This window comes from Affinirhizobium capsici (assembly GCF_977018625.1).
Genome location: NZ_CDRNXD010000004.1, coordinates 346,583 through 364,193, shown reverse-complemented (window position 1 = coordinate 364,193; position 17,611 = coordinate 346,583). Strand labels below are relative to the sequence as shown.

The window sequence follows — 17,611 nt, the reverse complement described above, 5'->3', positions numbered from 1 at the left end:
ACAAAGCCTTTCAAAGCAGTTCGCTCGGATCGAAGTTCACGACAACTTCGCTCCATGCGTCGTATTTGTCGGCGGGAAGATTCTTGAACGGAGAGGAACGCATGACCGCACGAATTGCGCTGCCCTCCAGCATGCGGCGGGCGCTCTCGGTGCCACCCGTCGAAGTCACTTCCGGCCTGCCAACGATCGCGCCGGATTCATCCAGCTTCATCGTCACAGTAATGACCATTCCCTTGGCACCGTCGATGCCGGAAATGACGGACCAATTGTTCTGTATCTGACCTTTGAGAGCATCCATCTCGCTCTGGCTGAGCGATGAGCCACCCGTAGTTTTTTTGCCGCCAAGCGATGCCGTCTGCTGCGAACGCTTCGCGCCGCCACCTGCAGCTTCCTGCTTGTTGAGCAAGGCCGCGATATCATCAGCGTTGAAATCGCTCTGCTTGGAAGAGGTGGACTTTGCAGTCTCCTGCTTTTTATCAGCCACCTTCTTGTCGGTCGGCTTTTCAGCCTTGGCCGTCTCTTGCTTTTTCTCTTGCGGCTTCTCGACCGGCTTGGCCGTTTCCTTCGGCGGCTCAGGCCGTGGACGCATTTCCGGCACAGGAACGCTGCTTGGAAGCGGTGTTTCCTCCACTTGCTGCGGGGCAGGTTCCGGCTTTTGCTGTTCTGGCTTGGGCGGCTCAGGCTTCGGGATAGGCGGCGTAATTTCCGGCTTCGGTGTGGGCAGCGCTGCGGTTTCGACAGGCTTCGGCGCTGTCTCTTCTGGCGCGACGTCCTTCACATTATTGTTTTCATTTGACGGGTTTGGCAGCGGCTTTTCATTCTTTGGCGGAGCAGCTGCCGTTTCTGTCTGCACGGGCTTCTTCACCGGCGTCGGCGGATTTTTCAAATCCACATCGTTCTCACCCGCATTTTCAGCATTTTCCACGACGTTCTGCTTCTTCGTCTCTTTCGGCGAAGGCTTGTCGTTCATGGGGGCCTTTTTATCGCCCTGCTGGATCTGGGTGATCGATTCGACCGGCACGATGTCGACCGGCAATGCTTCCACCGGAGCAACCTCGAACGAGGCCGGAGCGCTGATCGAAACCAGTGCCCAGCTGAGCAGCAGCGTATGCGCAACCAGCGATGTGCCGATACTCTTCTTCATTGTGAACGAATCACTTCTCCTGTTCCTGCAGCGTCACAAGACCAATGTTCTTGAAACCGGCTGCAGAAATGCGGGCCATGACCTTCATGACGACACCATAGGCAGCGGCAGTATCGCCGCGCACATAGATGCGCTCATTATAGCCAGTGGTAGCGATGGCTTCGAGCTTGGGAACCACCTCATCAATCGCGATAGGGGTTTCCTGTAGAAAGATCTGCCCTTGCGGATTGACGGAAACGGTGATGGGTTGCGTATCGGAATTCATGGCCTTGGCCTGCGTTTCCGGCAGGTCGATCGGCACACCGACGGTCATCATTGGCGCTGCCACCATGAAAATGATGAGCAGCACGAGCATGACGTCAACCAGTGGCGTGACGTTGATTTCGCTGATAGCACCACCGCGACCGCCGCGACGGCCACGGCCTCTGCGACCACCTGAACCTTTGGCTCCTCCAGCCGACATACCCATGAGGTTATCTCCTTGAGACTGGTAGAGCCGTTACTGCGCCGCCTGGCGCGGTTGCAGCTTCTCATCGATCTGGCGTGACAGGATGGCAGAAAATTCGTCTGCAAAGCCTTCCATCCGAGCGGAAAGCTTGCCTGCATCGCCCATGAACTTGTTGTAGGCCATAACAGCTGGAATAGCGGCCACGAGACCGATGGCTGTTGCAAGAAGCGCTTCCGCAATACCCGGAGCAACCACCGCAAGGTTGGTAGACTTCGAACCGGCAATGGCCTGGAACGAGGTCATGATACCAACAACCGTACCGAAGAGGCCAATAAAGGGACCGGCAGAGCCGATCGTTGCAAGCGAGGCAAGACGCGCTTCGTAATGCTCGCTTTCACGGGCAATTGTCACATCCATGGCGCGGTCGATGCGCATCTGAAGCCCGATGGGCGAACGTGCACCGCGCTCGAAGCTCTTCTTCCACTCGCGCATGGCCGCCACGAAAATTGCTGCAAGACCGGTATTTTGCCTGTCTGCCAGCGTGCGATACAGTTCTTCCAGCGACTGACCTGACCAGAAGACCTGCTCGAACTGGTCGAAATGACGCTTTGCCTTGGTGAAGTTCATGTATTTATCGATGACGATGGCCCAGGTCCAAACCGAGGCCCCCATCAATCCGATCATGACCAGCTTCACAATCAGGCCAGCCTGCATGAATAGCGAAAGGAGGCTTACCGAGCTTGCAGCCGCCGCCAGATCAGCGTGTTCCATTATTCCCATACCCCTGAATCGAATCGCCCGGCACGTAAAAACGGGCCGGTTCGCAAGCGCTGATAGTGTCGAGCGCGAATGCGCAGAAATGCCCGTGTACCTTGAAGTTCAAGGGCCTTCTCGCCTTCAATTTTGGTCAAAGGAAGGCGTGCACCGCACAAAGTCTATGAGCGTTAGTAAGACTCTATTATGGTTAAACTTGTGTTAAAATTTTACCGGCGATTGTGCGATCAAACGCCAGTGAAGGATTGCGCAAGGCTTTCGGGCAGCCTTCGAGGGCGTCCCTGTCGGTTGATGACGGCAATAATCACCCTGGCCTGAATGAGCAAGGTCTCGCCGCGACGGATCTCCTGGCCAATTACCATCTTCGCACCACCGGCCTTTTCGGTCCGGGTATGAATTGTTAGAACATCGTCCATGCGTGCAGGTGATTTAAAATCAATCTCCATGCGGTGAACGACGAAAACCAGCCCCTCTTCGTCAATGCCAATCAGGGTGCTTTGTTCGCAGCCAAGGCAGCGCAGATAATCCGTGCGGCCACGCTCCAGGAAATGAAGATAGCGGGCATGATAAACGAGACCGGAGAAATCCGTATCTTCATAATAGACCCGTTGCACGAGGCGATGTGTATCGCCGACCAGCTCTCCGGCAAGAAAGTTGGGGGTGTTGGAGGTCATGTTAAGCAATCCGCTAGACGTCAATGCCGCCTCTCTTGCCAGAGGAAGCGGCATTTCGCAATGTCGCGATGCGACCAGCCTTAGCTCTTTTTCTGAACTTCCGAGGCACTTTTCAGCACACGGTCGCCCCCCTTTTGCTGGATTAGAACAGCAGGCTCTTTCTCATCTGCCTTGCGTTTCACGGTCTTTCCCTTGATCTTGCGCTCAACATCGTGATCGAAGGTTTGGCTGACCTTGCCTTCCGCTTTGCCCTTGCCCCATTTCCAGCTGACTTCGTCGCCCTTGTGTACATTGCTCATGGCTTGGTCTCCTGATGATCGTTGCAGATCAACGGCTTCAGGCGTGCGGCGTTCCCTTGGCATCGAGGTTGCGATCATCCCAGATCAGATGACGTGGTGCCTCAGGCAGGTTTTCAATCTCACCGGCAATGAAATAGGGCGGAATATCCAGCGCATTCAGGGCTTCGGTTGTAGCTGGCACCCATTTAAATTCCAGCACGTTCTCACCATCCTGAATGCGATGGACGATCTCGTCCGACGCAAAAGGAAAGCTCTCAGGAATCGTCATCAGATAATAGAGCCCAAGCTCGTGCCAGTCGCGTCCCTCATAGTGAAAGAAGTTCTCGACCATCCAGAGCAGCCGGTCGACGCTGACATGAACCTCCAACTCCTCCATCATCTCCCGCCGAAGTGTTTCCTCCGAGGTCTCGCCAATTTCTGCACCGCCGCCGGGGAACGTCCAGAAACTCTCATGCACCGCCCGATGCACCAGCACATGACCGTTCCGGAAACCTAAACCGGCGATTCGCATCTGAAAGGTGCGCTTTGGCTTCGTCTTGATGCGAATGCGTGTTCCGGTCATGCAGTCCCCAGCTCAATATCGAGAATTTCCGGCCAGGAACCGATCCGCATGGGCAGGCTAGAGCAGCCCAGACCCTTCGAGACGATCAACTCTGCGTCTCCCTTGCGAAACAGACCCGCCGGATAAAGCTCAGAGCCCCGCGACGCATTGACGGGGCGCCAACCGAAAAGATTCACCTGCCCACCATGGGTATGGCCGGAGAGCGTGAGACTGATGCGTTGATGAGGCTCAAGAAACACATCCGGCTCATGCGCCATCATGATGACTGGCGCATCATCCGTGACATTCGCCAGCATTGCCATCATATCCTCGATCCCGCGTCCTTCAGTCTCACCCAGATCCCGCTTCGGGAGGATGGCAATCTGATCGCCCAGCCCGGCAAGCCAGAAAGGGTTGCCATTTTTTAAAAGCCTGATGGCACTATTGATGTGTACGGAGATCCCCGCTTGGCTGAGCAGTTTTGCAACAACGGGTTCGACTGTCGGGTTACGCTGAAAATCCCGATCGGACCAATAGTCGTGATTTCCAAGCACAGCATGAACACCAAGCGGTGCCCGCAACGTGGACAAGGGCTCAACCCAATCCGCCGGTGGGATGGGCTCCGCAAAACGGTGCATACCGGGCGTAAAATCACCCAGAAGCAGAATGAGGTCCGCATGAAGCGTTTGCGCCTGTTTGCAGATCCCCGTGATGCGTTTTCTGTCCATCCAGGGTCGGCAGGCATGGATATCGGCAATAACCGCGATCCGGAGTTTCAAACCGCTTGTCCACCGGGCGGGCGTCAGCTGGTAACGGGTGATCCGAGGCTTCGCGAAGGCTTCAATAAATGGGTAGCTGATCGCGCCAATCCCCGTGATGAAACCCGCAGCGGCCATCTTGATCAAAGCGCGCCTGCTGATCACCTATTATTCCTCTTCGCTGAACAGGCGAAACTGCGCAGCCTCAAGATCTTTCGGCGGCTGCAGCCCCAGATGTTTCCACGCCGTTACCGTCAACACACGTCCCCTGGGCGTGCGCTGAATGAAGCCCTGCTGGATCATATAGGGCTCAATGATATCCTCAATCGCGTCTCGCGGCTCGGACAGGCCGGCTGCAATGGTCTCGATTCCCACCGGACCACCACCGAAGTTGACGGCAATCATATTGAGATAGCGCTTATCGAGTTGGTCAAGGCCCGCATGATCCACATGCAGACGGGTCAGCGCCTCATCTGCCAATTCCTTGGTCACGGCTTGTGCCCGCGCCACTTCGGCAAAGTCACGGACGCGCCGCAGCAGACGTCCTGCAATACGCGGTGTTCCACGCGCACGCCGGGCAATTTCGCGGGCACCCTCATCCGTCATGCCAAGGCTCATCAGGCGAGCTCCGCGCCGAACAATCAGTTCCAGTTCATCAACCGTATAAAAATTGAGGCGAACGGGAATGCCGAACCGGTCCCGCAAAGGGGTCGTCAAAAGGCCAAGGCGCGTGGTTGCTGCGACAAGCGTGAACTTGGCAAGATCAATTTTCACGGAACGCGCCGCTGGCCCCTCCCCGATGATCAGATCGAGCTGAAAATCCTCCATGGCTGGATAGAGGATTTCTTCCACCGCTGGGCTGAGGCGATGGATTTCATCGATAAAGAGAACGTCCCGCTCTTCCAGATTGGTGAGAAGCGCTGCGAGATCTCCGGCTTTTGCAATCACCGGGCCGGAAGTGGAGCGGAAGTTCACGCCCAGTTCCTTCGCCATGATTTGCGCAAGCGTGGTTTTACCAAGACCAGGCGGACCGACGAACAGCACATGGTCCAGAGCCTCGCCGCGATTTTTCGCGGCTTCGATGAAGACCTTCAGATTGGCGCGCGCTTCCGCCTGTCCGGTAAACTCGTCCAGTGCCTGCGGCCGAAGCGCGGCATCCAGATCCTCACCCTTTTTATCCGGTGAAAGCAGGCGGTTTTGTTCAGTCATCATTCAATCCGTGCCGCATTTTCAGGCCTTGCCGCACCCTCGTGGCGCTGCACTAAACAAACATGTCTTGGATACAAGGTCAAAAACACCGCGAGTGTCAGCGGGACAGTTCCTTCAAACCCAACCGGATGAGCTTGGCGCTGTCTGCTCCCTCGCCCGCAGTCTTCATGGCCGCAGCAACCGCATTGGCCGCCTGATCCCTGGAATAGCCGAGATTTGTAAGGGCGGATACCGCATCGGCCACAGGTGCGGAAGCCACACCCTCCCCAAGTTCCTGCTTCAAGCCAATGGTTGCGGAAGCCTCTCCGGCAAAGGCGGGAGCCTTGTTCTTGAGTTCCGTGACAATGCGCACAGCCACCTTCGGACCAACACCCGGTGCGCGAGACACCGCCGCCTTATCCTGAAGCGCGATCGCATTGGCAAGCTCTGAGGGCGTAAGGGTGGAAAGCACGGCCAATGCCACTTTCGCACCTACGCCCTGCACGCTTTGCAGCAGGTTAAACCACTCCCGCTCCCGCGCAGACATGAAGCCAAACAGCTTCAGCTGGTCTTCCCGCACATAGGTTTCGATGAAGAGGATAACTGCCTCCCCTACCGAACCGACACGTGAAAGGGTTCGCGCCGAGCAATGGGCGACATAGCAAACGCCATGAACATCCACGAGAATATAATCATCGCCAATCTCGTCGATGGTACCTTTGAGTTTGCCGATCATGCAGCCAATCCGCTAAAATGTAAGAATGCTGGCAACAAAGTGCAGCGCATAGAACAAGTCAAGAACAAACTATCCGGCCAAGGCCTGCCTCATTCGATTTCCCGCCCGTTGATGCGCATGACAAATCGCAATCGCAAGCGCATCGGCAGCATCATTGCCCTTGAACTCGGCCTTGGGCATCAGGATCTTCAGCATCATGTGGATCTGCTGTTTCTCACCGTGGCCCACGCCGATCACGGCTTTCTTCACGGCATTGGGCGCATATTCCGACACCGGCAAGCCTGCACGAGCCGGAACCAGCATGACCACGCCGCGCGCCTGACCAAGCTTCAAGGTTGCGACAGCATCCTTGTTCACAAAGGTCTGCTCCACCGCCGCTTCATCAGGCTTGTAGCTGTGCACCACCTCCGCCAAGCCATCATGCAATTGGCAGAGGCGCGACGCGAGATCCATGTCACCATCTGACGTCACGGTACCGGAGGCGACAAATTTCAGGCTGTTGCCAATGGTATCTATGACGCCCCAGCCGGTGCGACGCAGGCCCGGATCGATGCCAATAATGCGAATCGTGTTTGTCATGATCTCACCATACTCTCGCGACCTGCCCCGAAGCCAGCCAAAATGCGAACAAATGAGAAACAAACAGTATAAGCGTTAACCATGTATTAAGGCTGTCCTCTCGAACAGGCCCTTTACCTCAACTTGGGCCGAACTTGCGCCAACGAATCGCATTAGTTCAGGCGAGTGCCAAGATTGGAGGTCATCATGAAGATGTTCACCCGCTTGAAGCGCAGGCCGATCGAGATCATCCTTCTTCTCGTGACGTTCAACCTGGTAGGAACCTCGCTCATTGCCATTCAGGCTTTGCAGGATTCCCCCCGGATTCTGGGCTTCAGCATCGCCGCGGCTATCGCCGCATGTCTCGCGATCGCAATGATCGCAACACAGGTTCTCGATCCATTGCGCAGGCTTGTTCGCCACGCACATGATCCGGAAACCAATTCCGCGTCCCTTCAGCATCTTGCTGCTGGCAGAAACGATGATTTTGGCCAGTTGGCCGGTATCGTATCGAGCCTGCAGGAAGATATTGCGCGCCGGAAGGCCGAAGAGCGGGATTCACCGCTGCATCGGCTGGAGGAATCCATGCGCAAGCTGGCCAATGGCGACGTCGCAACGCTTCTCTACGCCAGCTTCCCTGAGCGTTTTGATGGATTGCGTGTTCAGTTCAACAGGCTTGCCTCGTCGCTTGGCGCAAACATCGCGCCCGCTTGCGGAAACGCGCAATCCGTCAAGCAGCAAGCCCGGTCCTCCCAAGCGGACCTTGCTGTCATGGCCGCGCGTCTCGACGCTTCACTCGGGGCCGTTCGCAAGACGACGAGTGCGCTGGAGGCCCTCACCAAGGCTGCGCGTATGCGCCACGGAGATGCAAGCCTCACCGCACGCCGCCTGACGGAAGCCGCAGAGCGAAGCGCTGCTCTTACCACTGCCGTGGGCGAGCTGACGGAAGCTGGCCGGCAATCACTGGAATGCCGCGATGAGCTGGATAGCCTGACCCATCGGCTTGCGGATCTTGCAGTCCGGGCAGAACGCGCCGTGGCACAGGGTGCAGGGACATCTTCCACCACTGAGCGAGAGCTGGCCGGCGAGTGCCTGTCACTTACCCGGTCCATGATGCAAATCTGCCGTCAGAACGCATTGACGCTGGATAAGCAGCAACGGCTTCACGGCAAACTGCGCAATGAAGCGAAATTCCTGGCGATGGATTTGTCTCATGCCGTTGAGCCCGCAGATCGTGTGGCGCGCAATAGCGATCTTGAGCTTCAGCGCCTCACCTTTGTGCAATCGACCACCCGCGAAATCGAAGGGGTCATGAGTCGCGCCAGCGCCATTGCAGGCGCCACGGAAACGGCCATCATCCGCATGATGAGCGATGCCAGCGCCATTGAAACCCGCCTCTCGCTGTTTCGAATTGCCGTGCCGGAAGGTCCAAGCCGCACGCCAGCCAATGGCCCGAACCTGCGTTCAGTGACCTGAACGATAAACGAGGCAGGAGCGCTAATTCGCTTCCGCCTCTTAAGTTCGGCGCTCGGAGTTCCTAAATAAAAAGGCAACTCAAGAACTGAACAAAGCAGATCATCATGATTCCCTTTTCCATTCTCGACCTTTCGCCCATCGCAGAAGGGCTGCAGGTTTCCGAGGCGCTCCAGCAATCACGAAAGCTTGCCCAAAAGGCGGAGGCGCTCGGATATAACCGCATCTGGCTGGCAGAACATCACGGCATGCCGGGCATAGCGAGCGCCGCAACCGCAGTGGTCATCGGCCATGTTGGTGCGGGCACGGAACGCATCCGCATCGGCTCCGGCGGCATCATGTTGCCGAACCACTCTCCGCTTGTCGTTGCAGAACAGTTCGGCACACTTGCCGCTCTTTTTCCCGGTCGTGTCGATCTGGGCCTTGGCCGCGCACCAGGCACGGACATGCGCACGGCCCGGGCGCTTCGCCGTAATCTGGATGCAGGTGCCGAAAACTTTCCGCACGATATCATCGAGTTGCAGCAATATCTGGGAGCGCCTCGCGAAGATCAGGCGATCCTCTCAGTTCCCGGCGTGGATTCCAATGTTCCGATCTGGCTACTGGGTTCCAGTGTCTATAGCGCGCATCTCGCCGCAGCCCTCGGCCTGCCCTATGCCTTCGCCTCGCATTTCGCGCCCGATATGCTGATGGACGCCATTGCGATTTATCGCGAGCGCTTCCAGCCCTCTGAGGCACTAGCCGAGCCCTACATGATGGTGGGTGTCATGGGTGTCGCGGCTGAAACGGATGAGGAAGCGCAGCATCATTTCACATCGGCTCAGCAGCAATTCGTCAATCTGCGCCGCAATATCCGCTCCAAATTCCCTCGCCCCGTGGCCAGCATGGATGGCATCTGGAACGACATGGAAAAGATCAATGTCGAGCATACTCTGCGCTACGCGGCTGTGGGATCGGCCTCGACTGTTGAAGCAAAGCTTACCGCGTTTTTGGGCGAGACCGGGGCGAATGAGTTGATCATCTCCATGCCGGTACATGACTTCGAGGCTCGCCTCCGCTCGGCGGAAATTTTCGCCAACCTACCGCTGATGCAAAAGATGTGAGGCTTTCACGCCGGAGACAAAGAAGCGCCGGTTGCTGGCCCAGCAACCGGCGCTTTTCTTTACGGACAGAAAGATCAGGCCGAGAGCTTGGCCATCACTTCATCAGACACTTCGAAGTTGGAATAGACGGTCTGCACGTCATCATCGTCTTCCAATGTGTCGATGAGTTTCATCAGCGACTGTGCTTTTTCTTCATCGACCGGAACCGTGTTCTGCGGTTTCCAGACGGCTTTGACAGTATCTGCTTCGCCAAGCGATGCCTCAAGGGCCTTGGACACTTCGCCGATGCTTTCGAACGCGCAGATGATCGTGTGGCTCTCGTCGTCAGAAATCACATCGTCTGCACCGGCTTCGATGGCCGCTTCCATCACGGCATCGGCGCTACCGGCGGAGGCCTTGTAGACGATTTCGCCGACGTGATCGAAGGAGAAGGATACCGAGCCGGTTTCACCCAATGCGCCGCCTGCCTTGGTGAAAATGGAGCGAACGTTGGAAGCCGTGCGATTGCGATTGTCGCTCAGCGCCTCAACGATCACGGCAACACCGCCCGGACCGTAGCCCTCGTAGCGGATCGCGTCGTAGCTTTCAGCGTCAGCACCGGAGGCTTTTTTGATCGCGCGGTCGATATTATCCTTCGGCATCGACTGCGCCTTGGCGTTCTGGATCGCCAGACGCAGAGCCGCGTTCATGGTCGGGTCGGGCAGACCGGACTTGGCAGCAACAGTAATTTCGCGTGCAAGCTTGGAGAACATCTTCGACCGGATGGAATCCTGCCGTCCCTTGCGGTGCATGATGTTCTTGAACTGTGAATGGCCAGCCATGGCACCCCTTCATCGCGTAATATGTCTGGAATGGCGGGCTTATAGGCACGAAACGCCCCGTGTTCAAGAAAAAAGCGGCAACAGGCAGCGCCAGCGCATCTTGCTGAACAAGCATTTCTGACACGATCGCGAAAAAGGAACAAAGCACAACCGGCAGCGTTCTCCGCACGAACTCTTACATTAGGAAGGAATGGTAATGGCAAGTCTCACCGAAGCCCGCGAAGCCCCAGCAAAGCAGCTGTGGGAAGAGATCAATTCCATCCATGCGGGCATGCTGGGCATCGAAGGTTCGCACATGCATTTCCAGCCAATGGCACCCCATGCGGATCCAAAGACGAACACCGTCTGGTTCTACACCAAGCTAGACACCGATTTGGTGAAAGCCATTCGCCCCGGCACCCGGGCGCATTTCTGCGTGGTCGGCAAGGATCACGATTACCACGCTTGCCTTGCAGGCGTTATCGAAGTGAAGAAGGACCACGCCAAGATTGACGAATATTGGAGCGCCGTGACGGCTGCCTGGTACGAACATGGTAAGGACGATCCGCAACTTACAATGCTCGCATTGCATCTGGATGACGCGGAAATCTGGGCTTCTACCGATAGCTCGCTGAAGTTCGGTTGGGAAATTGCCAAGGCCAATATGAGTGACGAAAAGATGCCGGATGTTGGCGTAAAGCAGCATCTTTCTTTCGCCTGATACCAGCCTGATTCACAAAGACGCCGGGTTCCCTTGGGGTTCCCGGCTTTTTTTTGCAACGCGCTTGCTTCAGGAGTTAGGCTGAGGGCTGGGTTTGGTGCTGAGCTTGGATGCAATGCCTTCCAGACGGCCTGCCAGCTCGCTGAGCGTGCCAATCATGGCCTGTTCGTTGCGGGCATGGGTCTCTGCCGCCCCATCGCCATGTGCGCGAAGGCCATCCAACTCTTTTTCAAGAGCTGTAACACGACGGTTGGTTTCCGCCAGCTCATCCATAACCATGATACCGGCCATCACAGTCAGGCGCAGATCACCGATTTCGCCGAACTGGCTTTTCAAATGCCCAACATATTTGTCAAAACGAGTGGCCAGCATTTCGAGGTGGCTTTCCTGCCCCTCTTCACAAGCCATCCTGTAAGCCTTGCCATCGATATTGATTGTGACCTGAGCCATGCGCCTTCTTTCTTCTTAACGGTCAAGCACGGCCCGGATCGTTTCCATCGCTGTCACCAGACGACGGGAAACTTCCCGATTGACCTCTTCCAGGCGGTTTGCGCGCAGTTCAGATTGATCCAGCTCATGCGCCAGCTTCGCTCGGTCGGCATGGACGCGACGAACTTCCTGATCCACATCGGCTGCCTCGCGCTGCCGCTCAATCCGCATATCAACGGCGGTCTCCAGGCGGTTAACCGCTGCCCAGAGTTCGGAAATGGCTGCTTCCAAGGTTTTACTCACCGGCATCCCGCAGGTTGCGACGCATCGTCAGGGCAGGTTCTCGAATCGAACCTGGATCCATGTTTCATAAGCACTGCACACTATGCTCCACCGCAATAGTGGTCAATAAAGGGACACCTCCCTGCCCCAGCCTTACCTGTGGATCGATGCACGAAGGTCAAGTGCACACCATGTTTGAGACATCATTGGCCCGATAACTTGTCCGCGACCCTTTAACCGAGATTCTTTCCTCCTACTTGAGGGGTCGATCAAATACATTCGCGGCCACGTCTGGCGGGTGGGATTTATTGACTTGGCCGTTGCACCTGATATTGAACACCCGCGCCTCATTTGGTCCTACTCTTGGGCTGTGATTGACACTGCAAACCAGCGGATTAGCCATGACCTCTGTCGAACAACATAACCGGATGGCGAATGCGATCCGTTTCCTTGCCATGGATGCGATCGAGAAGGCCAATTCCGGTCACCCCGGCCTTCCCATGGGCGCGGCTGATGTCGCGACCGTCCTTTTCAGCAAATACCTGAAGTTCGACCCGAAGAACCCGCTCTGGCCGGATCGTGACCGCTTCGTGCTGTCTGCTGGCCACGGTTCCATGCTTCTCTATTCGCTCCTCTTCCTGACAGGATATGAGGATATGACGATGGAGGACATCAAGCAGTTCCGCCAACTGGGTTCCAAGACTGCCGGTCACCCGGAATATGGCCATGCCTCCGGTATTGAGACTACAACTGGCCCGCTCGGTCAGGGCATCGCCAATGCTGTTGGCATGGCGATTGCAGAACGCAAGCTGGCCGAAGAATTCGGCTCCGACCTGCAGAACCACTTCACCTACGCACTCGTGGGCGACGGCTGCCTTATGGAAGGCATCAGCCAGGAAGCCATTGCCATGGCTGGCCACCTGAAGCTGAACAAGCTGATCGTCTTCTGGGACGACAACAAAATCACCATTGACGGTGCTGTTTCCCTATCGGACTCGACCGATCAGCTCGCCCGCTTCAAGTCCGTTCACTGGAACACGATCGAAGTTGATGGTCACGATCAGGCTGCGATTTCTGCTGCTATCGAAGCTGCGCAGAAGTCTGACCGTCCGACTTTCATCGCCTGCAAAACCATTATCGGTTTTGGCGCTCCCAACAAGCAGGGCTCCCACAAGGTGCACGGCTCGCCGCTTGGCGCGGAAGAAATTGCTGCTGCCCGCAAGGCCCTGAACTGGGAAGCGGAAGCCTTCTCCGTACCGGCTGACGTTTTGGATGCTTGGCGCAAGGCAGGCCAGCGCTCCGAAGGCGTTCGCAAGACCTGGGAAGAGCGTCTGGCTGCTTCCGAGAAGCGCGCAGAATTCGTTCGCCGTTTCGCTGGCGATCTGCCGGAAGGCTTCGATGCAGCCATCGATAGCTTCAAGAAGAAGGTTGCCGAGAACAACCCGACCGTTGCCACCCGCAAGGCATCGGAAGACGTTCTGGAAGTATTGAACGGCCTCTTGCCGGAAACGCTGGGCGGCTCTGCCGACCTGACGCCTTCCAACAACACCAAGACCAGCCAGATGAAGTCGATCACACCTGACGATTTCTCTGGTCGCTACATGCACTATGGCATTCGCGAGCATGCAACGGCTGCTGCCATGAACGGCATTGCGCTGCATGGTGGTCTTATTCCTTACTCTGGCGGCTTCCTGATCTTCTCCGATTACTGCCGCCCGTCCGTGCGCCTCGCCGCCCTCATGGGCATTCGCGTCGCGCATGTCTGGACGCATGATTCGATCGGCGTTGGCGAAGATGGCCCGACCCACCAGCCGGTTGAGCATCTCGCTGCCCTGCGCGCCATCCCGGGCCTGCTGCTGTTCCGTCCTGCAGACGAAACGGAAACGGCTGAATGCTGGCAGTTGGCGCTGCATGAGAAGCATCGCCCATCCGGTCTTGCGCTCACACGTCAGAACCTCATGCCGGTTCGTCTGGATTATGCTCAGAAAAACCTCTCTGCCTCCGGCGCTTACGAACTTCGCAAGGCCGATGGCGCAAAGGTCAGCCTTTTCGCCTCCGGTTCGGAAGTGGAAATCGCGGTGAAGGCTGCGGAAGTGCTGAACGCAAAGGGCGTGGCCACCCGCGTGGTATCCGTGCCCTGCGTCGAGTTGTTCTTCGAGCAGTCGGACGAATACCGTGCCAGTGTCATCGGCCAGGCTCCGGTCAAGATCGCCGTGGAAGCTGCTGTTCGCGAAGGCTGGGATGCAATCATCGGCAGCGATGGCGCGTTTGTCGGCATGAAGTCCTTCGGTGCTTCTGGTCCGGCCAAGGATCTCTACAAGCACTTCGGTATCACGGTGGAAGCCGTCGTCGCTGCTGCCGAGGCCAAGCTTTAAACTCTTCCGGGCGCCTTCGTGGCGCCCGTTTTTCTATCATCATAAGCCCATGTTCAGGGAGTGAATGCACATGACTGTCAAGGTTGCCATCAACGGGTTCGGTCGTATTGGCCGCAACGTTCTGCGTGCTATCGTCGAGTCGGGCCGTACCGACATCGAAGTGGTTGCGATCAACGATCTCGGCCCTGTCGAGACCAATGCGCACCTGCTGCGTTACGATTCCATCCACGGCAAGTTCCCGGCAGACGTCAAGGTCAATGGCGACAGCATCACCGTTGGTGGCGGCAAGCCGATCAAGGTGACGGCAGTCAAGGACCCGGCAACCCTGCCGCACAAGGAACTCGGCGTTGATATTGCTCTGGAATGCACAGGCATTTTCACCGCGCGTGACAAGGCAGCTGCGCACCTGACGGCTGGCGCGAAGCGCGTCATCGTGTCTGCTCCGGCTGACGGCGCTGACCTGACTGTCGTTTACGGCGTCAACCACGATCAGCTGACGAAGGATCACCTCGTCATCTCCAACGCATCCTGCACGACGAACTGCCTGGTTCCGGTGGTGAAGGTTCTGAACGACGTGATCGGCATCGATCATGGCTTCATGACCACGATCCATTCCTACACCGGCGACCAGCCGACGCTCGACACCATGCACAAGGATCTGTACCGCGCCCGCGCCGCGGCCCTCTCCATGATCCCGACGTCGACCGGCGCTGCCAAGGCTGTTGGCCTCGTACTGCCTGAACTGAAGGGCAAGCTCGACGGCACCTCCATCCGCGTTCCAACGCCGAACGTATCGGTCGTTGACTTCAAGTTCGTGGCGAAGAAAAACACCACCGTTCAGGAAATCAACGACGCCATCATCGCTGCTTCCAACGGCGCGTTGAAGGGTATCCTGGGCTACACGGACGAGCCGCTGGTTTCGCGCGACTTCAACCACGACAGCCATTCCTCGATCTTCGCTCTCGACCAGACTAAGGTGCTGGAAGGCAACTTCGTGCGTATTCTCAGCTGGTACGACAACGAGTGGGGCTTCTCCAACCGCATGTCGGACACCGCTGTTGCCATGGCAAAGCTCATCTGATCGGTCGCAAACAGCCACTAGAATTGTGGGGCGGTCTTCGGGCCGCCCTTATTCGTTTCATCGGTCAGGCGCTGAAGTTCAGACTTTCTTTACGTCCCGCTCTATCCCCGGTGCATATCTCAAGTTGCGAGCAGGAAGTTGCAGCTTTGCCCTTCTCTTGCCGAATTTCATCCTGCCTAATGATGGCACAGGTGATTCTTTCCAGCACATGCTGGGCCAGCATGACATAGATATGTTGAGACGCAGGCGCTGACGACGAGCCGATAACGGTGCGTCGGCAATGACGCGGAAAGAATGACTTTGCTCGATGGGGCTGACGGCGGCGAGAAGGGACTGGGGCTTTGGAGGCATTTTACATCCTTGTGCTGGTGGGCACGATTCTGGTTCTTGCCGCAGCCTTTTCCAGTCTTCTCGCCTTCCGCTTCGGTGCCCCTCTCCTCCTTGTCTTCTTGATGATCGGCCTGCTGGCAGGTGTCGATGGCCTCGGCATCAACTTCAGCAATTACAACCTTGCTTATGTGCTGGGCTCCTTGGCGCTGGCCGTCATCCTGTTCGATTCCGGTTTCGGCACCTCGCTGCACGCCTTTAAGATAGCCGCAGCCCCTGCTCTCACCATGGCCTCGCTTGGTGTCGTGCTGACCGCTTCCATCTTTGCATTTGCCGCTTCGCTTCTTTTGAATTTGAGCTGGCTGCAGGGCCTTCTTCTAGGCTCCATCGTTGCCTCCACGGATGCGGCAGCCGTGTTCTTCCTTCTGCGTGTGGGCGGCGTTCACATTCGAGACAAGGTACGCTCCACGCTGGAAGTGGAATCAGGCACCAACGATCCGATGGCCGTGTTTTTGACCATCGCACTGGTGGAACTGATCAGTTCCGGTCACGGCGCTGCGGGCTTCAATCTCGATCTCTTCGCCATGTTCCTCAAGCAAATGGGACTTGGAGGCGCCATGGGCGCGCTGGGCGGCATGATGATCGTCACCGTTCTCAACCGCCTGCCGGTTGATCGGGGGCTCGCTCCCATCTTTGTACTGGCGCTAGCCATGTTGATTTTCTCCTTCACAGGAGCGGTAGGCGGAAGCGGCTTCCTCGCAGTTTATGTATCCGGCATTTATGCGGGCAACAAAAAGCTTTATGCCAAGGAGGCGATCAAGCGTTTTCAGGATGGGCTGACCTGGCTTGCGCAGATCATCATGTTCCTGGTGCTCGGGCTCCTCGCGACACCGTCGCAATTTCCAAGCATTCTCCTACCTGCAGTTTTGCTTGCGCTGTTCCTGATTTTCGTCGCGCGCCCGATTGCCGCCTGGCTCAGCCTTCTGCCCTTCGATTTTACGCAGCAGGAAATAGGCTTCGTTGCCTGGGTCGGTCTACGTGGTGCAGTCTCAATCCTGCTTGGCATCATGCCGATCCTTGGCGGCATCGACAACAACCACATCTTCTTCAATACGGCTTTCATCATCGTCCTTGTTTCGCTTCTGGTGCAGGGCTGGACCATCCGCCCGGTTGCGGAACGGCTCGGTCTCATCATTCCGCCGCGTATGGGCGAAGTGGACAAGGTTGAACTGGATCTGCCCGGACGCGCCAACCACGAACTGATCTCCTATCGCGTCATCAAGGATAGCCCCGTTTTGCGGGGTGAGCGCATTCCGCGCTGGGCTGCACCCTCGCTGGTCATTCGTGATGGGCGCAGCATGCGCTATCAATATGCGGGACGTTTGCGCGAAAACGATCACGTCTATCTCTTCATCGCGCCTGGCTATTCACGCCTGCTCGACAGGCTGTTTGCCAGCCGGGCGCCAGTGGATGAAGACGATGCCGATTTCTTCGGTGCCTTTGCTGTTTCCCCTTCCCGCCCGGCAAAAGAGCTGGATGCCGCCTACGGCCCCGGCCTCTTGACGACGGCGGAACAGGCCATGACGGTGGGCGATCTGATGACCTATCGCCTAGGCGGCAAGGCAGACTACGCAGACCGTGTTCGCCTCGGCTCTATCATTCTGATCGTGCGCGATCTGGATGAACACGAGCATATCAGTTCCGTCGGTATTTCGCTGGAACCGGTGGAGCCCGCGACGCGATTGCCAATTTTCATTAATATGCGGGAAATTGCGCATCGTATCCGTGACCTCATCCGCCGCTATCGCGGCAAACCTGTGCCGGAGCGGGAAGCGCGATAATTTGAGAGGTGCCGCTTTTTGCTCAAGCGGTGCTTGCGCCGTGCGGCAGGTTGGGTATG

19 protein-coding genes are annotated in these 17,611 nt (G+C 57.1%); 6 read left to right on the top strand and 13 right to left on the bottom strand.

What is annotated here, in order from left to right:
- Positions 1–10: 10 nt before the first annotated feature.
- The 10 genes from tolA to ruvC all read right to left on the bottom strand — a co-directional run bounded on the left by tolA (position 11) and on the right by ruvC (position 7,141).
- On the bottom strand, positions 11–1,144 hold the full coding sequence (gene tolA / locus AC0JZ1_RS05140; protein ID WP_471881347.1) for a cell envelope integrity protein TolA: 1,134 nt from the start codon (positions 1,142–1,144) through the stop codon (positions 11–13).
- Positions 1,145–1,154: 10 nt separating this feature from the next.
- A complete protein-coding gene (gene tolR / locus AC0JZ1_RS05135; protein WP_471881346.1) occupies positions 1,155–1,613 on the bottom strand; it encodes a protein TolR in 459 nt (152 codons plus the stop codon).
- Between the two features lie 30 nt (positions 1,614–1,643).
- Positions 1,644–2,363 (bottom strand): protein TolQ, encoded by a 720-nt coding sequence (gene tolQ / locus AC0JZ1_RS05130; protein ID WP_471881345.1) that lies wholly within the window; start codon positions 2,361–2,363, stop codon positions 1,644–1,646.
- Positions 2,364–2,593: 230 nt separating this feature from the next.
- On the bottom strand, positions 2,594–3,040 hold the full coding sequence (gene ybgC / locus AC0JZ1_RS05125) for a tol-pal system-associated acyl-CoA thioesterase (protein WP_471881344.1): 447 nt from the start codon (positions 3,038–3,040) through the stop codon (positions 2,594–2,596).
- 80 nt (positions 3,041–3,120) lie between these two features.
- Positions 3,121–3,339, bottom strand: a complete 219-nt coding sequence (locus AC0JZ1_RS05120; RefSeq protein ID WP_471881343.1) for a hypervirulence associated TUDOR domain-containing protein — start codon at positions 3,337–3,339, stop codon at positions 3,121–3,123.
- A gap of 37 nt (positions 3,340–3,376) precedes the next feature.
- Positions 3,377–3,901, bottom strand: coding sequence for an NUDIX hydrolase (locus tag AC0JZ1_RS05115; RefSeq protein WP_471881342.1), 525 nt, complete (start codon positions 3,899–3,901; stop codon positions 3,377–3,379).
- Positions 3,898–4,803, bottom strand: a complete 906-nt coding sequence (locus tag AC0JZ1_RS05110) for a metallophosphoesterase (protein WP_471881341.1) — start codon at positions 4,801–4,803, stop codon at positions 3,898–3,900. Before AC0JZ1_RS05110 ends, AC0JZ1_RS05115 begins: the two co-directional genes overlap by 4 nt.
- A gap of 3 nt (positions 4,804–4,806) precedes the next feature.
- Positions 4,807–5,847, bottom strand: a complete 1,041-nt coding sequence (gene ruvB, locus AC0JZ1_RS05105) for a Holliday junction branch migration DNA helicase RuvB (protein WP_471881340.1) — start codon at positions 5,845–5,847, stop codon at positions 4,807–4,809.
- A 97-nt stretch (positions 5,848–5,944) separates the two neighbouring features.
- On the bottom strand, positions 5,945–6,562 hold the full coding sequence (gene ruvA / locus AC0JZ1_RS05100; protein WP_471881339.1) for a Holliday junction branch migration protein RuvA: 618 nt from the start codon (positions 6,560–6,562) through the stop codon (positions 5,945–5,947).
- Between the two features lie 69 nt (positions 6,563–6,631).
- Complete coding sequence (gene ruvC / locus AC0JZ1_RS05095) at positions 6,632–7,141, bottom strand: crossover junction endodeoxyribonuclease RuvC (protein WP_471881338.1); 510 nt, start codon at positions 7,139–7,141, stop codon at positions 6,632–6,634.
- Between the two features lie 186 nt (positions 7,142–7,327).
- On the opposite strand from ruvC, the gene AC0JZ1_RS05090 reads away from it, so the two are divergent.
- On the top strand, positions 7,328–8,596 hold the full coding sequence (locus AC0JZ1_RS05090; protein ID WP_471881337.1) for a hypothetical protein: 1,269 nt from the start codon (positions 7,328–7,330) through the stop codon (positions 8,594–8,596).
- Positions 8,597–8,700: 104 nt separating this feature from the next.
- Complete coding sequence (locus tag AC0JZ1_RS05085; RefSeq protein ID WP_471881336.1) at positions 8,701–9,696, top strand: LLM class flavin-dependent oxidoreductase; 996 nt, start codon at positions 8,701–8,703, stop codon at positions 9,694–9,696.
- A 74-nt stretch (positions 9,697–9,770) separates the two neighbouring features.
- Here the strand turns inward: AC0JZ1_RS05085 and AC0JZ1_RS05080 are convergent, their stop codons facing one another.
- Positions 9,771–10,517, bottom strand: coding sequence for a YebC/PmpR family DNA-binding transcriptional regulator (locus tag AC0JZ1_RS05080; protein WP_471881335.1), 747 nt, complete (start codon positions 10,515–10,517; stop codon positions 9,771–9,773).
- Between the two features lie 196 nt (positions 10,518–10,713).
- Here AC0JZ1_RS05080 and AC0JZ1_RS05075 point away from each other — a divergent pair, with 196 nt between their 5' ends.
- The gene (locus AC0JZ1_RS05075; RefSeq protein ID WP_471881334.1) at positions 10,714–11,217 is read left to right on the top strand and encodes a pyridoxamine 5'-phosphate oxidase family protein; all 504 of its coding nucleotides are present in this window, start codon (positions 10,714–10,716) and stop codon (positions 11,215–11,217) included.
- Positions 11,218–11,286: 69 nt separating this feature from the next.
- Here AC0JZ1_RS05075 and AC0JZ1_RS05070 read toward each other — a convergent pair whose 3' ends face one another.
- Together AC0JZ1_RS05070 and AC0JZ1_RS05065 are read right to left on the bottom strand one after the other, a co-directional pair.
- Complete coding sequence (locus AC0JZ1_RS05070; protein ID WP_471881333.1) at positions 11,287–11,667, bottom strand: cell division protein ZapA; 381 nt, start codon at positions 11,665–11,667, stop codon at positions 11,287–11,289.
- Between the two features lie 15 nt (positions 11,668–11,682).
- The gene (locus tag AC0JZ1_RS05065; protein WP_471881332.1) at positions 11,683–11,955 is read right to left on the bottom strand and encodes a DUF4164 domain-containing protein; all 273 of its coding nucleotides are present in this window, start codon (positions 11,953–11,955) and stop codon (positions 11,683–11,685) included.
- A 374-nt stretch (positions 11,956–12,329) separates the two neighbouring features.
- On the opposite strand from AC0JZ1_RS05065, the gene tkt reads away from it, so the two are divergent.
- The 3 genes from tkt to AC0JZ1_RS05050 all read left to right on the top strand — a co-directional run bounded on the left by tkt (position 12,330) and on the right by AC0JZ1_RS05050 (position 17,552).
- On the top strand, positions 12,330–14,303 hold the full coding sequence (gene tkt / locus AC0JZ1_RS05060; protein WP_471881331.1) for a transketolase: 1,974 nt from the start codon (positions 12,330–12,332) through the stop codon (positions 14,301–14,303).
- Positions 14,304–14,373: 70 nt separating this feature from the next.
- Positions 14,374–15,384, top strand: coding sequence for a type I glyceraldehyde-3-phosphate dehydrogenase (gene gap, locus AC0JZ1_RS05055; protein WP_471881330.1), 1,011 nt, complete (start codon positions 14,374–14,376; stop codon positions 15,382–15,384).
- 341 nt (positions 15,385–15,725) lie between these two features.
- On the top strand, positions 15,726–17,552 hold the full coding sequence (locus AC0JZ1_RS05050) for a potassium/proton antiporter (RefSeq protein ID WP_471881329.1): 1,827 nt from the start codon (positions 15,726–15,728) through the stop codon (positions 17,550–17,552).
- The last annotated feature ends 59 nt before the right edge of the window (positions 17,553–17,611 follow it).

Bases quoted from the DNA above. Each gene is read 5' to 3' on its own strand.
- tolA (WP_471881347.1), bottom strand. From the start codon at position 1,144: ATGAAGAAGAGTATCGGCACATCGCTGGTTGCGCATACGCTGCTGCTC.
- tolR (WP_471881346.1), bottom strand. From the start codon at position 1,613: ATGGGTATGTCGGCTGGAGGAGCCAAAGGTTCAGGTGGTCGCAGAGGC.
- tolQ (WP_471881345.1), bottom strand. From the start codon at position 2,363: ATGGAACACGCTGATCTGGCGGCGGCTGCAAGCTCGGTAAGCCTCCTT.
- ybgC (WP_471881344.1), bottom strand. From the start codon at position 3,040: ATGACCTCCAACACCCCCAACTTTCTTGCCGGAGAGCTGGTCGGCGAT.
- AC0JZ1_RS05120 (WP_471881343.1), bottom strand. From the start codon at position 3,339: ATGAGCAATGTACACAAGGGCGACGAAGTCAGCTGGAAATGGGGCAAG.
- AC0JZ1_RS05115 (WP_471881342.1), bottom strand. From the start codon at position 3,901: ATGACCGGAACACGCATTCGCATCAAGACGAAGCCAAAGCGCACCTTT.
- ruvB (WP_471881340.1), bottom strand. From the start codon at position 5,847: ATGACTGAACAAAACCGCCTGCTTTCACCGGATAAAAAGGGTGAGGAT.
- ruvA (WP_471881339.1), bottom strand. From the start codon at position 6,562: ATGATCGGCAAACTCAAAGGTACCATCGACGAGATTGGCGATGATTAT.
- ruvC (WP_471881338.1), bottom strand. From the start codon at position 7,141: ATGACAAACACGATTCGCATTATTGGCATCGATCCGGGCCTGCGTCGC.
- AC0JZ1_RS05090 (WP_471881337.1), top strand. From the start codon at position 7,328: ATGAAGATGTTCACCCGCTTGAAGCGCAGGCCGATCGAGATCATCCTT.
- AC0JZ1_RS05085 (WP_471881336.1), top strand. From the start codon at position 8,701: ATGATTCCCTTTTCCATTCTCGACCTTTCGCCCATCGCAGAAGGGCTG.
- AC0JZ1_RS05080 (WP_471881335.1), bottom strand. From the start codon at position 10,517: ATGGCTGGCCATTCACAGTTCAAGAACATCATGCACCGCAAGGGACGG.
- AC0JZ1_RS05075 (WP_471881334.1), top strand. From the start codon at position 10,714: ATGGCAAGTCTCACCGAAGCCCGCGAAGCCCCAGCAAAGCAGCTGTGG.
- AC0JZ1_RS05070 (WP_471881333.1), bottom strand. From the start codon at position 11,667: ATGGCTCAGGTCACAATCAATATCGATGGCAAGGCTTACAGGATGGCT.
- AC0JZ1_RS05065 (WP_471881332.1), bottom strand. From the start codon at position 11,955: ATGCCGGTGAGTAAAACCTTGGAAGCAGCCATTTCCGAACTCTGGGCA.
- tkt (WP_471881331.1), top strand. From the start codon at position 12,330: ATGACCTCTGTCGAACAACATAACCGGATGGCGAATGCGATCCGTTTC.
- gap (WP_471881330.1), top strand. From the start codon at position 14,374: ATGACTGTCAAGGTTGCCATCAACGGGTTCGGTCGTATTGGCCGCAAC.